Source organism: Marinobacter sp. MBR-99 (assembly GCF_040547575.1).
Taxonomy (GTDB): Bacteria; Pseudomonadota; Gammaproteobacteria; order Pseudomonadales; family Oleiphilaceae; genus Marinobacter.
The window spans coordinates 211,449-224,882 of sequence record NZ_JBEPPY010000004.1; the positions used below are offsets into that span (position 1 = coordinate 211,449).

At 58.9% G+C, this 13,434-nt stretch carries 11 protein-coding genes; all 11 read right to left on the reverse strand.

Features of this window, described 5'->3' with window-relative positions; translation table 11 throughout:
- Positions 1 to 74 precede the first annotated feature (74 nt).
- The 11 genes from ABIE59_RS05300 to ABIE59_RS05350 all read right to left on the reverse strand — a co-directional run bounded on the left by ABIE59_RS05300 (position 75) and on the right by ABIE59_RS05350 (position 13,371).
- Positions 75 to 2,261 (reverse strand): TonB-dependent receptor family protein, encoded by a 2,187-nt coding sequence (locus ABIE59_RS05300; protein WP_106693886.1) that lies wholly within the window; start codon positions 2,259 to 2,261, stop codon positions 75 to 77.
- Between the two features lie 161 nt (positions 2,262 to 2,422).
- Positions 2,423 to 3,706: a phosphoribosylamine--glycine ligase gene (gene purD, locus ABIE59_RS05305; protein ID WP_106693885.1), complete on the reverse strand. Its 1,284-nt coding sequence runs from the start codon at positions 3,704 to 3,706 to the stop codon at positions 2,423 to 2,425.
- Between the two features lie 22 nt (positions 3,707 to 3,728).
- Complete coding sequence (gene purH / locus ABIE59_RS05310; RefSeq protein ID WP_354444931.1) at positions 3,729 to 5,309, reverse strand: bifunctional phosphoribosylaminoimidazolecarboxamide formyltransferase/IMP cyclohydrolase; 1,581 nt, start codon at positions 5,307 to 5,309, stop codon at positions 3,729 to 3,731.
- Between the two features lie 101 nt (positions 5,310 to 5,410).
- Positions 5,411 to 5,728: a DNA-binding transcriptional regulator Fis gene (fis, locus tag ABIE59_RS05315; protein ID WP_106693883.1), complete on the reverse strand. Its 318-nt coding sequence runs from the start codon at positions 5,726 to 5,728 to the stop codon at positions 5,411 to 5,413.
- Complete coding sequence (gene dusB / locus ABIE59_RS05320) at positions 5,725 to 6,720, reverse strand: tRNA dihydrouridine synthase DusB (RefSeq protein WP_244178190.1); 996 nt, start codon at positions 6,718 to 6,720, stop codon at positions 5,725 to 5,727. The genes fis and dusB overlap by 4 nt, the downstream gene beginning before the upstream one ends.
- Positions 6,721 to 6,923: 203 nt before the next feature.
- On the reverse strand, positions 6,924 to 8,198 hold the full coding sequence (locus ABIE59_RS05325; protein WP_354444933.1) for a DUF3426 domain-containing protein: 1,275 nt from the start codon (positions 8,196 to 8,198) through the stop codon (positions 6,924 to 6,926).
- Between the two features lie 107 nt (positions 8,199 to 8,305).
- A complete protein-coding gene (gene prmA, locus ABIE59_RS05330; RefSeq protein ID WP_354444935.1) occupies positions 8,306 to 9,202 on the reverse strand; it encodes a 50S ribosomal protein L11 methyltransferase in 897 nt (298 codons plus the stop codon).
- A gap of 2 nt (positions 9,203 to 9,204) precedes the next feature.
- Positions 9,205 to 10,545 (reverse strand): acetyl-CoA carboxylase biotin carboxylase subunit, encoded by a 1,341-nt coding sequence (accC, locus tag ABIE59_RS05335; RefSeq protein ID WP_354444978.1) that lies wholly within the window; start codon positions 10,543 to 10,545, stop codon positions 9,205 to 9,207.
- 24 nt (positions 10,546 to 10,569) lie between these two features.
- The gene (gene accB, locus ABIE59_RS05340) at positions 10,570 to 11,034 is read right to left on the reverse strand and encodes an acetyl-CoA carboxylase biotin carboxyl carrier protein (RefSeq protein ID WP_106693879.1); all 465 of its coding nucleotides are present in this window, start codon (positions 11,032 to 11,034) and stop codon (positions 10,570 to 10,572) included.
- A 27-nt stretch (positions 11,035 to 11,061) separates the two neighbouring features.
- Positions 11,062 to 11,502 (reverse strand): type II 3-dehydroquinate dehydratase, encoded by a 441-nt coding sequence (aroQ, locus tag ABIE59_RS05345; protein ID WP_061330721.1) that lies wholly within the window; start codon positions 11,500 to 11,502, stop codon positions 11,062 to 11,064.
- A 255-nt stretch (positions 11,503 to 11,757) separates the two neighbouring features.
- A complete protein-coding gene (locus tag ABIE59_RS05350) occupies positions 11,758 to 13,371 on the reverse strand; it encodes a diguanylate cyclase (RefSeq protein WP_354444938.1) in 1,614 nt (537 codons plus the stop codon).
- Positions 13,372 to 13,434: the final 63 nt, after the last annotated feature.

Genomic DNA, 13,434 nt, shown 5'->3' on the forward strand with positions numbered 1-13,434 from the left:
AAGCCCGGTCAATGGCCGGGCTGAAGTTTTCCTGAGTCAGGCTGGTCCGTCAGCCTTTTGCGTGGAGACTTCGATCAGAAATCGACGGTAACGCCCACAGATGCGGTGCGAGGCAGGTTCGGCCGGGCGCCATCCGGTGAGCGAGCGATGATTTTTTGGGTATCGAACACATTATCGAGCTTGGCAAAGACGCGGGCGCCTTCGGCAACGCGGTAGCTGCCGGAAAGATCAACTACAGTGAGAGATTCGGTCTTTCTGAAGGTGTTGTCGGTGCCGCTGCGATCGCAGGTATTATCGATACACATCTCGTCGACGTATGACACGTTCAGGTAGGCGTCCCACTGGTCCCCGGCGCGCAGCCCGGTGCGCAGGTTCAGGACGTTCTCCGGCAGGTAGACAAGGTTGTCGCCCTTCAGAACGGTACCGGAATCGCTGTCTTTGGTGACCTCGGCATCGGTGTAGGTCCAGGTGGCTTCAACCGGAACCGACAGGCCGTTGGTCAGAGCGAACTCGTAGCCTGCCAGGGCTTCAATACCCTGAATGCGGGCTTCACCCTGACTGACCGAGCCAGTGTCCTGGCCGCCAGCGCAAGGGGTGGCCACGGAGCAGTTCTGGACCGTGTTTTCATAGTCACTGTAGAAGCCGATCAGCTCGTAGCGACCGGCGCCACGCTGAATCCGGGCGCCGAGCTCGTAGTTGGTGCTGAGTTCGGGTTCAACATCGGTGCTGCCTGCGCCCGCCGGGGCCATGCCCCGATGAATACCGGCCAGGAGGGTTACGCCGCCATCCAGTTTGTAGGTTGCGCCCAGGCCAGGTAGCAGTTCACCGGTACTGTTTGAGGCGCGGTCTTGCACATCGGTCCGGGCTTCTTGCTGATAGCGAACACGACTGGTTTCAATATCCTCGTACCTGAGCAGGCCGGTGACGGTAAGGCGATCGTTAACCTCAACGCGGTCGGCAATGTAGGCACTCCAGGCCTCGGCTTTTTCGATGGCATTGTTGCTGCCGCTGATGCCGCTTCCGGAGGTGGTTGAGACATACTGTAGAACCGGGCGACCGTTCACGATCACCTGGTCGAAGGTGTCTACCGGCTGCAGGCGGTCTACTTCATCTTCGTGGTAGCGCAGGCCGAAGGTGAGGTCGTGGCGCATGCCTGTCAGATTGAGACCCCAATCTGCTACAAAATCGATACCCTGTGATTCGTACTCACGTGCGTTGTTCTTGATCTCTATGCCGGCCAGGTCTGTCTCACCGCGAAGCTGCTGCTGGGCCAGGGCGTCACCACCATTGGCGTCGTTGATCAGGGAGTTCAGCCCCGCAGCTTTGTACCAGTTGCGTTTGAATTCGTTGCGGTAGGCGGTGGTGGTCAGGGTTACATCGTTGTTGAAATCCACCAGGTGCCGGGCCATGAAACCGGTGCGCTGGGTATCCATGTTATCCCGTTCAGAGGCAAAGTAGCGCTGGTCCGGGTTGGCGTTGAAATCCGCGTCGGTCAGACCGAGGTAAGTTTCCAGGCTCAGCTCTTCGCTGTAATCCACTTTCAGGTCGAGCTGATGGTAGATGTCGGCATCTGCGCGGGTGTTCAGACGGAGCTTGGCGACGTAATCCTGCTTGTCGAAGCCGGCTTCGCGGTCTGATTGGCGAATGTCTTTGAAGCCGTCGCTCTCATGCTGGTGAGTTTCGATCAGCCAGCCGGCTTGTTCGCTGTTGGTGCCATACCAGGCATGGATGCGTTTGCCGTTATCTTCGGCAACTTCCGCCGTTACCCGGCCGCCGGTCGTGGTCGGAATTGGCGTGGAGCGCAGGTTAATGGCGCCGCCAACGGTGGCCGGGCCGTACCGGAGCAGGTCTGGTCCTTTCAGCACTTCAACGCCGTTGATGCGGCCGAAGGACGGGAAGTAGTAAGCGGCTGGGCCAGAGTAGGGAGCAGGGGCCATCAGCACGCCGTCTTCCATCAGGGTAACCTTGCCGGACCGGCCGGAACCGGAGCCACGAATACCGATGTTAGGACGCAGGCCGTAGCCTTCCTCTTCGAGCAGATAAACACCAGGCACTTGCTTTACCACTCGGTGCACGTCGGTGTACTTCATAGTTTCCAGGTCTTCGTTTGTCACCACATGGGCTGAGCCCGGCAGGCTGGCGGCTGAGGTCTCGTCACCGATGATGACCAGCTCCTTCAGTGTGTGCTCCTGGGCAGCGGCAGGAAGGGAGGCGGCCATGATGGCGGCTACGATAAAACGGCGGGTAAATCGTTGTTGCATAATCGCATCCTGTGTAGGTGTTATTGAATAAGGGTTGCAACTATACAAATGATAAGCGTTAACAACAAGAAATTATTATGATGTAGATTTAAATTTACTATTGGCTTTCGGCCATAAAAAACCCGGCGCGGGGCCGGGTTGTGACTCGCTAGCAGGCAGCTCTACTGTTCCCGGGCAATGGCCCGGTAGGCAATGTCGTTCCGATAGAACATGCCGTTCCAACTAATTTTCTTCGCCAGCTGGTAAGCCCGCTGCTGGGCCTCAGTCACGGTGTTGCCCAAAGCGGTGGCGCACAGAACCCGGCCACCGGCAGTCACCACGTTATCACCATCCAGCTTGGTACCGGCGTGGAAGACTTTCTCACCTTCTGTTTCACCTTCCGGCAGGCCGGAGATCACATCGCCCTTGCTGTAGTCGGCGGGATAACCACCGGCAGCCAGTACAATGCCTACAGAGGCGCGCTCGTCCCACTCGGAGTCGCTCTGGTCCAGTTTGCCATCCACGGCGGCCTGGCACAGTTCCACCAAGTCCGACTTCATGCGCAGCATGATCGGCTGGGTTTCCGGGTCACCGAACCGGCAATTGAATTCGATCACTTTGGGAGCGCCATTGGTGTCGATCATCAGACCAGCGTATAGGAAGCCCTTGTAGGGGTGGCCTTCAGCGGCCATGCCGTTGACGGTGGGGTAGATCACCTCATCCATGATGCGCTGGTGCACATCCGGGGTGACCACCGGGGCGGGGGAGTAGGCGCCCATGCCGCCGGTGTTGGGGCCGGTGTCGCCATCGCCCACTCGTTTGTGGTCCTGTGAAGTGGCCATGGCCAGCACGTTTTTGCCGTCGACCATCACGATGAACGAGGCTTCTTCGCCGTCGAGGAATTCTTCCACCACCACGCGGCTGCCGGCATCGCCAAAGGCGTTACCCGCAAGCATGTCGCGGATGGCATCTTCGGCTTCGGCCAGGGTCATGGCGACAATCACGCCTTTACCGGCGGCCAGGCCGTCGGCTTTGACCACAATCGGTGCGCCTTTTTCACGTACATAGGCGAGGGCTTCGTCCACATCAGTGAAATTGGCGTAGTCGGCGGTCGGGATCTTCTGGCGGGCCAGGAAGTCCTTGGTGAAGGCCTTGGAACCTTCCAGCTGGGCGGCGCCGGCGCTGGGGCCGAAGATGCGCAGGCCGCGGGCTTCAAACTTGTCCACCACGCCGGCTACCAGCGGGGCTTCCGGGCCGACGATGGTCAGGCCCACGCTATTCTGCTCGGCAAAATCCGCCAGGCCGTCCAGGTCCATCACGTCCAGGTCGACGTTTTCCAGATTCGGCTCCCGGGCGGTGCCGGCGTTGCCGGGCGCTACGAAGACTTTATCTGCCAGCGGGGATTGCGCGGCTTTCCAGGCCAGGGCGTGTTCGCGCCCGCCACTGCCAATAACCAGAATGTTCATATGTTGCTCCTGAATTCTTTGATCAGTGACGGAAATGGCGCATGCCGGTGAAGACCATGGCGATGCCGTGCTCGTTGGCGGCGTCAATCACTTCCTGGTCGCGCATGGAGCCGCCCGGCTGGATAACGGCAGTGATGCCGGCCGCTGCAGCGGCGTCGATGCCATCCCGGAACGGGAAGAACGCGTCAGAGGCCATCACGGAACCCTTCACTTCCAGGTTTTCATCCGCTGCCTTGATGCCGGCAATCTTCGCGCTGTAAACGCGGCTCATCTGCCCCGCGCCTACGCCGATGGTGCGGCCGGCCTTGGCGTACACGATGGCGTTGGATTTCACGTACTTGGCCACTTCCCAGGCGAACAGCAGGTCGTTCAGTTCCTGCTCGGAGGGCTGGCGCTCGGTCACGACTTTCACGTCTTCCATGGCGACCATGCCCAGGTCACGGTCCTGCACCAGCAGGCCACCGGTCACGCGCTTGTAGTCCATGGTTTGGGCGCGCTCGCCGTCGAACTCACCGCAGGCCAGCAGACGCACGTTCTTCTTGGCAGCGACAATCTCAATCGCTTCGGCGGCCACGCTCGGGGCGATGATCACTTCCACGAACTGGCGATCCACGATGGCCTTGGCGGTGGCCGCGTCCAGTTCCCGGTTAAAGGCGATGATGCCGCCGAACGCCGAGGTGGGGTCGGTGGCAAAGGCCAGGTCATAGGCCTGCAGAATGTCGGCACCGATGGCCACACCACAGGGGTTGGCGTGTTTGACGATCACACAGGCCGGGTCAGCGAAGGGCTTCACGCACTCCAGGGCGGCGTCTGTGTCGGCCACGTTGTTGTAGCTCAGCTCCTTGCCCTGCAGCTGTTTGGCTGTGGCAATACAGGCTTCCTTCGGGTTGCGCTCGGCATAGAAAGCGGCCCGCTGGTGCGGGTTTTCACCGTAACGCATGTCCTGAACCTTCACGAACTGGGCATTGAAGGTGCGGGGAAAGTCGGCGTTGTCGTTGTCCGGGGTGCGGCCGCCCAGGTAGTTGGCGATGGCTCCGTCGTAACCGGCGGTGTGTTCGAAGGCTTTTACCGCCAGGTCGAAGCGGGTGCTGTAGGTCAGCTGGCCGTCGTTGCTGTCGAGTTCCTTCAGTACACGGCCGTAGTCGGAGGCGTTGACCACAATGGCCACATCGTTGTGGTTCTTGGCGGCGGCGCGGACCATGGTGGGACCGCCAATGTCGATGTTCTCGATGGCGGTGGCCAGATCGCAGTCCGGGTTGGCAACGGTTTCTTCAAACGGGTACAGGTTCACCACCACCATGTCGATGGGGTTAATGCCGTGCTCGCCCATGATGGCATCATCGGTACCGCGACGGCCCAGAATGCCACCGTGGATCTTCGGATGCAGGGTTTTGACCCGGCCGTCCATCATTTCAGGAAAACCGGTGTAGTCGGACACTTCGGTGACCGCTACGTTGTTTTCCTTGAGCAGGCGGAAGGTGCCGCCGGTGGAGAGCAGCTCAACGCCGCGTTCAGTCAGGGCACGGCCGAAATCGACGATGCCGGTTTTATCACTCACGCTGATCAGGGCGCGACGGACGGGGGTATTAGCCTGGTTTGCCATGGGTCACTTTCTTCGCTGTTCAGATAAGCCGGGGATAGCCTGGATATAAAGAACAAGGGCCTCGCGAACGCATCCGGGAGGCCCTTCAGGGACAAGTCTGATTATAGCAGACCGTACTGCTTGAGTTTCTTGCGCAGGGTGCCGCGATTCAGTCCGAGCATGGTCGAAGCCTTGGTCTGGTTGTTGCGGGTGTATTTCATCACCTGCTCCAGCAGCGGGGCTTCCACTTCCGACAGTACCAGCTGGTAAACGTCGGATACGGGGGCGCCATCCAGTTGCGCGAAGTAGTTCTTCAGAGCAACTTCCACGCTGTCACGCAGGGTGACGCTGTTGCCGCTGTTATTCACCGTATGCAGCTGATGCAGATCATCGTTTGCTGGTGTGCTCAGAGTGTCGTTTGCCAAAGTCTCAGCGGTCATGCTGCGAATACCTCTCCATTTCGTAAGCCTGAAAAATACTGCTCGATGCTGTCTTTTTGCTCCAGCGCATCGTCGATGGCGTTGAAGCGTTTACGGAACTGTTTGCTCTGATCGTGGGACTGCAGATACCAGCCCACGTGTTTTCTGGCGATACGCACGCCCATTTTCTCGCCATAAAAGGCATGTAGCTCTGCCAGGTGTTCCGACAAAATCTGCTCCACCTCATCCAGAGGCGGTTCCGGAAGGTGTTTTCCGGTGGTCAGATAGTGCAGGATCTCCCGGAAGATCCAGGGCCGGCCCTGGGCACCGCGGCCAATCAGCAGACCATCTGCGCCAGTGTATTCCAACACCCGCCGGGCTTTCTCCGGCGTGGTAATGTCGCCGTTGGCAAACACTGGAATGCCAACACTGGCTTTCACTTCTGCGATGGTGTCGTATTCCGCGTCGCCGTTGTATTTGTCTGCACGGGTACGACCGTGTACCGCGATGGCCTGTATGCCCGCGTCTTCGGCCATTCTCGCGATCACCGGTGCGTTCCGGTTGTCCTGATCCCAGCCGGTGCGCATTTTCAGGGTGACGGGAATGTCCACCGCGCTGGCCACCGCTTCCAGTATCGCCCTGACCAGTTTCTCATCTTTCATCAGGGCGGAACCCGCCGCTTTGTTGCAGACCTTCTTGGCAGGGCAGCCCATGTTGATATCGATAATCTGGGCCCCGAAGGCTGCATTCTGCCGCGCCGCATCGGCCAACATGTCCGGGTCGCCACCGGCAATCTGGACGGACCGGGGTTCCGGTTCGCCCTGATGGTTCAGGCGAGTCTGGGATTTGCGCGTATGCCAAAGTTTGCTGTCTGCTATGACCATTTCTGATACTGCCAGGCCCGCTCCCATCCGCCGGCAAAGCTGCCGGAAGGGGCGATCGGTTACACCGGCCATGGGTGCAACTATCAATGGGTTGGGCAGGGTATACGGCCCGATTTTTGCCGTCGGCAGCATGATCTGAGTCCGTGTCACAGCGAGTTAAGCAAGGTTCGGATAGAAGTGGTTGGTTAAATTATGACCGCTTCAGTCTCCGAAGGGCGGTAATGATACCGCCGGAGGGGGCCTGATTGAAGGGGAAAAGTGCTGAAAAAATTGATTATTTTTCGTGCTTTTTGGTTGACTTTTGCGCTGTCAACTGACGTCCAGGTTCCCTCTCAGGGTGTCCAGGGCCGGAAGCTCAGATTGTAATTCACCGCGTCGCGGCCTGGATCGCGGATGCTGATGGCAATCCGCACCGGAGTCTCCGGGGGCATGGCGCTCAGGGCTTCCGCTTCACCGGCCAGGTATTCCTCGGGGGTAAACGTGCTCTGGGCCACCACATCACCGTTGAGATTGGAAAAGGTTAGGGCAATGGCCGGAAACGGCTGTTCGAAGGCCGCCCGGTTAATGATGACGGCGTCGACGATCAGTTGGGTGCGGTTGTCAGGATCGGTCCGGACCACCAGTTTTCGGCTCTGAATGGCGTCGACGTTGATCAGGGGCTTTAGTTGGCAGCCGGCCAGCTCACAACCTTTCTCGTAGAACGGTCTGAGCTGGGGAACGGCGGACAGCCGATCAAACTGGAACCAGGTAACCTGGGCGACCAGGGCGCCCAGTAAGGCGACAACGACGAGCGTCCACAGGGCTGTTCTCAGGCGACTGCGGCCCTGGCCAACCGATACCGGGTCGCGGCGCAGATCCCGATACAGGGTGTCAGGCGCCTGATCAGCCTTACGTAACGGTTCTTTTGGGACTACAGGCCGGTCGTCATCGGTTGCCGCAAGCGTAAGTTCTTCGGGAGGGGGTGCGGGGCTGGCAGGCTCGCTTTTGCCTGGCGCTGGCGGCTCGGGTGTTTCATCGCTGCCGGCGGCGGAAGGTGCGCCGGGTGGTGGTGTATCCGGGGCTATCGGTTGACGATCCGGTTCAGGCTTGCTTTCAACAGACAGTGTTTTCGGTGCTGGTGGCTCGGGTTCGGCTGGCTTATCCGGTGCGCGCACCGGTTGATCGTCCGCCAGCATGGCTTCCGCCCAGCTTTCGTCAACGTCCTGCTTTTCCGGGGTCAGATCGTCATCGTGGTAGCCGGACTCTTCCGGTTCATCAAACGAGCGGAAACTGTCGCTCAGTTCGTCATCGGAAAACGTCAGCTTGCTGCCGGCATAGCGGCCTTCTGTGGCATCTTCTTCCGGGTTGTCGGCAAAGATAAAGTCGTCTTCATTGTGCCCGGTTTGCGTGTCCGAGGGTGGGGTGGCGGTCTCCCCGGCTGTTTTCTCGCCCGGTGCGGCTGGCGCAGAGCTGCTGCCTGATTTAAGAACCTGATGCTCGATTGCGTTAAAAACCTTCAGGCAGCTGCCACAACGGACTTTACCCCCGGCGATGCTGAGTTGTTCGTCAGTCACCCGGAAGCGGGTTTCGCAATTGGGGCACTGAGTCTGCAGGCTGCTCTGGGTCATGCTTCGTTCCTGAAAGCTTGATCGCGGATAAATCGATACTCGAAGATTAATCTATCACTACATCTACCATTACAAAGGGGGCAGTTTAGTCGTAAAGCCCGGGCTCGTCATCCGTCCTTGCGCCGTCCTGTGAGGCGTATCCAGTCTTCTTTCTGTTCCGGCTCGTCCATGATGAACCAGGGCTCGTAGGCGTCCATGACGTCCCGGGCCTGATTGAACAGGATACCGGACAACACCAGGTCACCGCCGGGCTTGGTTAGCTCGGCCAGTCTTGGTGCCAGCCCGATCAGTGGCTGGGCCAGGATGTTGGCCAGCATGATATCGGCACGGGTGTCGGGGTCGTTGCCCGGTAGGAACAGATCCAGCCGGTTGTCTTCCACGCCGTTACGGCGAGCATTTTCCCGACTGGCCTCCAGGGCTTGCGGATCGGTATCTACACCAACCACATGGTCCGCGCCGAGTAGCAGTGCGGCCAGGCCCAGAATGCCGGAGCCGCAACCGTAGTCGGTCACCTGTTTGCCCGCGACATCCTGGCCGTCGAGCCATTCCAGGCACAGGGCCGTGGTGGGGTGGGTGCCGGTGCCAAAGGCCAGGCCCGGGTCCAGCAACAGGTTGGCCGCATCCGGGTCTGGCGCTTCGTGCCAGCTGGGTACAATCCACAGGCGTTCACCGAACTGCAACGGGTGGAAGTCGTCCATCCAGGCCCGCTCCCAGTCTTTGTCTTCCACCAGGGTGACGTCGATTTCAGCGAGGGTTTGCTGGGTTTGTTGGTGCCAGGCGTCGCGGATATCGGCGCACAGTTGCTCGGTGTTGCGGTCAGACTGGAACAGTCCGGTAACCGTGGTCTGGCTCCAAAGGGGTGTGGTGCCCGGGTCGGGCTCGTACAGGGGCTGGTCGGCTGCGTCTTCCATGGAAACGGCGTCTGCGCCCATTTCCATTAACAGGTCTTCCAGCTGATCCGCAGTGTCCGGATCAGCTGGAATCTGGAGTTGTATCCAGGGCATGGTTAATCCCGCATCAGTTTCTCGAGGTAGTGGATGGTGAAGTCTACCTGTTTAAAGCCACCATCGCGTACCAGTTTTCGATGCAGAGGTTGATTGGTCTTGATGCCGTCGACCAGCATTTCGTCCAGCGCGTTCTTCATGCGCCGGCGAGCGATTTCCCGATCATCGCCCCAGGTGATCAGTTTGGCCACCAGGGAATCGTAGTACGGCGGCACGGTGTAGCCGCTGTACAGATGGGAGTCGACACGGATGCCATTGCCACCCGGTGCATGGAAGTGCTTGACCTTGCCGGGGCTCGGCACGAAGGTCTGCGGATCTTCGGCGTTGATCCGGCACTCGATGGCATGGCCGGAGATGTGGATTTCGTCCTGGCTGTATTGCAGCGGCAGGCCGCTGGCAATGCGCAGCTGCTCACGGACGATATCAACACCGGTCACCATCTCGGAGACCGGGTGCTCAACCTGTACCCGGGTGTTCATCTCGATGAAATAGAACTCGCCGTCCTGGTACAGGAACTCAAAGGTGCCGGCACCCACGTAGCCGATTTCCTTACAGGCGTCGACGCAGGCCTTGAGGGTGCGTTCCCGGGACTCCGGATTGACGTTCGGTGCGGGCGCTTCTTCGATGACTTTCTGGTTCCGGCGCTGCATGGAACAGTCCCGGTCACCCAGATGGATGACGTTGCCGTGCATGTCGGCCAGAACCTGGACTTCCACGTGGCGTGGGGTTTCCAGGAACTTCTCCAGATACACAGTGGGATCACCGAAGGCATTCTTGGCCTCGCTCTGGGTAATCTGTACTGCTTTAAGCAGGGCAGCTTCAGAGTGCACCACCTGCATTCCTCGACCACCACCACCAGAGGCCGCCTTGATCATGACAGGGTAGCCGATCTGTTTCGCCAGCTTGAGGGTGCGCTCGTCATCGTCCGTCAGCGGGCCGTCGGAGCCCGGTACCGTCGGCACGCCTGCCTTTTTCATGGCTTCGATGGCAGAAACTTTATTGCCCATCAGTCGGATGGTTTCCGCGCGGGGGCCGATGAAACGAAAGCCGCTTTTCTCAACCTGCTCGGCAAAGTCGGCGTTCTCCGCCAGAAAACCATAACCCGGGTGAATACCAACGGAGTCAGTCACCTCGGCGGCGCTGATGATGGTCGGGATATTCAGGTAGCTTTCGGTAGGGCTGTTGGGACCTATACAGACGGTTTCGTCAGCAAGGCGAACGTGCATGAGATCGCGATCGACCTGTGAGTGCACCGCAACCGTCTTGATGCCCAGCTCTTTGCAGGCGCGGAGGATTCGCAGGGCGATTTCACCGCGGTTTGCGATCAGAACTTTTTCTAACATGGCCATGGTTAACAATCACCGAATTCAGGAAATGACGACCAGGGGCTGGTCAAACTCCACCGGCTGGCCATTCTCGACCAGGATTTCGGTGATGGTGCCGGCTTTGTCAGCCTCGATCTGGTTCATCATCTTCATGGCTTCCACAATGCAGATGACATCACCAACGTTTACCTTCTGGCCAACTTCGACAAACGCTGCAGCGCTCGGGGACGGTGAGCGGTAGAAGGTGCCCACCATCGGAGATTTCACTGCATGGCCATTGATGGCAGCTGGCGCAGAGGTTTGTTCAGCCGGCGCTGCCTCGGGTGCTGGGGTCGGTGCCGGAGCCTGGGGCGCGGGTGCTGAGTAGTGGCTCACGTAATGGCCACCGGAGGCCTGTTCCCGACGGCGCGATATACGAACTGAATCGTCACCCTCGTGAATCTCCAGCTCCTCGACGTCTGACTCCTCGAGCAGTTCAATCAGTTTCTTGATTTTACGAATATCCATAACTGTTCCAGTCCCGTTGTCTCTGGTCTATCGGTGAATTCGTTGCAGTGCAGCCTGCAGGGCAAGGTCGTAGCCCTGGCTGCCCAGCCCGCAGATAACCCCTTCGGCGATATCTGAAAAATAGGAGTGATGGCGGAAAGGTTCCCGCGCATGCACATTTGATAAATGCACTTCTATAAACGGTATGCCGGAGGCCAGCATGGCGTCCCGCAGGGCGACACTGGTATGGGTAAAGGCGGCAGGATTGATAATGATAAAATCCACGCCCTCACCCCGGGCCTCATGTACCCGTTCAATCAATTCGTACTCTGCATTGGATTGCAAATGCAGCAGGTGGTGACCTTGCTCGGCCGCTTTCTGGTGCAAGCGGTCGTCAATATCGGCCAGTGTTTCATAGCCATAGACCTCGGGCTCCCGGGTGCCGAGCATGTTGAGGTTGGGGCCATGGAGCACAAGTATGGTCGACATGGTTCTGTCTGCCTTGGTGTTTTACAGGATCGCCGAAGATAACGGCACGTTACCTCAATGGTGCGTACTTGTTAGCCTCAGATCAACACTTTTTGACAATCTTGCCTGTCGTACATTGGTCTTAAAAAGGTTACACAGCAATCGCCGTGTACGCGATGACATTTCGTTGATGACAATCATTGTCGATGAAGGTGAGCCGTGTCGGTATTCGACATTGGTTTCATGGGGCCGGGCAGGGCGCCCGGCCCGAAGTGATCAGGATTCTGCCAGGGAAACGCAATTACGCCCGTGTTCCTTGGACGTGTAAAGCGCCCGGTCTGCGCGCTCGCACAGGGACTGGGCGCTGTCACCCTGCCAGGCGGAGATGCCGCAACTGAAGGTGACGTTAAATTCCCGGTCGCCGGCCGGCTGTACCAGCTCGGAGAAGCGCTCGCGGATTTCATTCAACACGTTGCGGGCGTCACCGGGCCGTGTGTTGGGCAGAATGATCGCAAATTCCTCACCACCATAACGACCGATGTGATCGGATTTTCGCAGTCGCTGCTTGAGAAACATCGACAGGCTTCGCAGCACCCGGTCGCCAATGGGATGGCCAAAGGTGTCGTTTACCTTTTTGAAGTAATCGATGTCGAGCATAGCGAAACACAGGGATTGGTCTTTCTGCCGGGCCCGCACGATTTCCTGCTCCAGCAGATGCAGGGTATGGGTGTGGTTATACAGGCCGGTGAGGCTGTCGCGAATCATCAGTGCCAGTAATGACCGGGCCCGGCGGCCACGGTTGTGCAGGGTGGCAATCAGGTGTTTGGGGTCGATGGGCTTGGTCAGGAAGTCGTCGCCCCCCAGGCTCATGGCGTGCAGCTGCTTGCTGACGTCTTCTTCCGCGGACAGGTAAATGATGGGAACGCTGTGGAAGCGATCCTGCTGACGGATCACCCGGGCGATCTCCATACCAGTGCAGCCGGGCATGTACATGTCCAGAATGATGATTTCCGGCGAAAACTCTTCCAGGGCGTGAATAATCTGCATCGGATCGGTGATGATGTGGGCGGTCATGCCCGCCTTCTTCAGCACCGTTTCCATGTATTTGGCCTGGGCCCGGGAGTCATCCAGAACCAGCACCTTGTAGGGCTCGACCGTATTGCCGTGGGTGTAGGTTTCGATCTTTTCGATCAGCTGGCCGGGGTCCACCGCCGGGTAGAAAAACTCCTCGCCGCCACACCGGGATGCTCGCAGGCGGGTTTCAATGCTGCCGTCTTCATCGCTCATGAAGATGATCGGTATGGGCGTGTCGTGCTGCTCCTGTAGCTGCTCCACAGTGGCAATACCACTGTTGGTGTCGCCGCCAAAGTTGACATCCATGAGGATGGTTTCCGGCTTGCTCAGGGCGCAGGCTTCAATCAGGTCAGAGGCACTGCTGAACGCGGAGGCCCGGAACCCGAAAAATTCCAGCTGGCGGATCAGGCGGGCGGCCATTTCACCGTTGGACAGCGCAATGTAAACCGGTGTGCGTCGGTATTGCTGGGGCGTGTCGGAGGTTTCCTGGTCGGTACGGCGTTGGGTGCAATGGCGCAGAGTCTCGGTGGCATCTTCCAGTTGCCGTGCCTGGTCATCGTCCAGTGGATCACTCTGGTGCCAGTGCTCCAGCAGTCCCAGGATGTGTTCGGCTGCGGCGGCATGGCTCTCCATTTCAAAGCGTTTTGCGTAGCGGACCAGTTTGTCCGTTGCCGAGACCAGCTCGTCACGGTATACCGCCGCCTGACTGCGGTCTTCGCGAATTTTCTGCCAGGTATCCAGAACCACCCTGGCCTGGGTGGTCACACGGCGGGCGAAATGCTGCCTGAGTTTTTCTTTCTGGCTTTCGTCGTTCATTGTGCTCCGGCCTGTCTGTTTTCATTTTTTGATGGTCCGATCCGGCAGGACGAACTTTTTAAC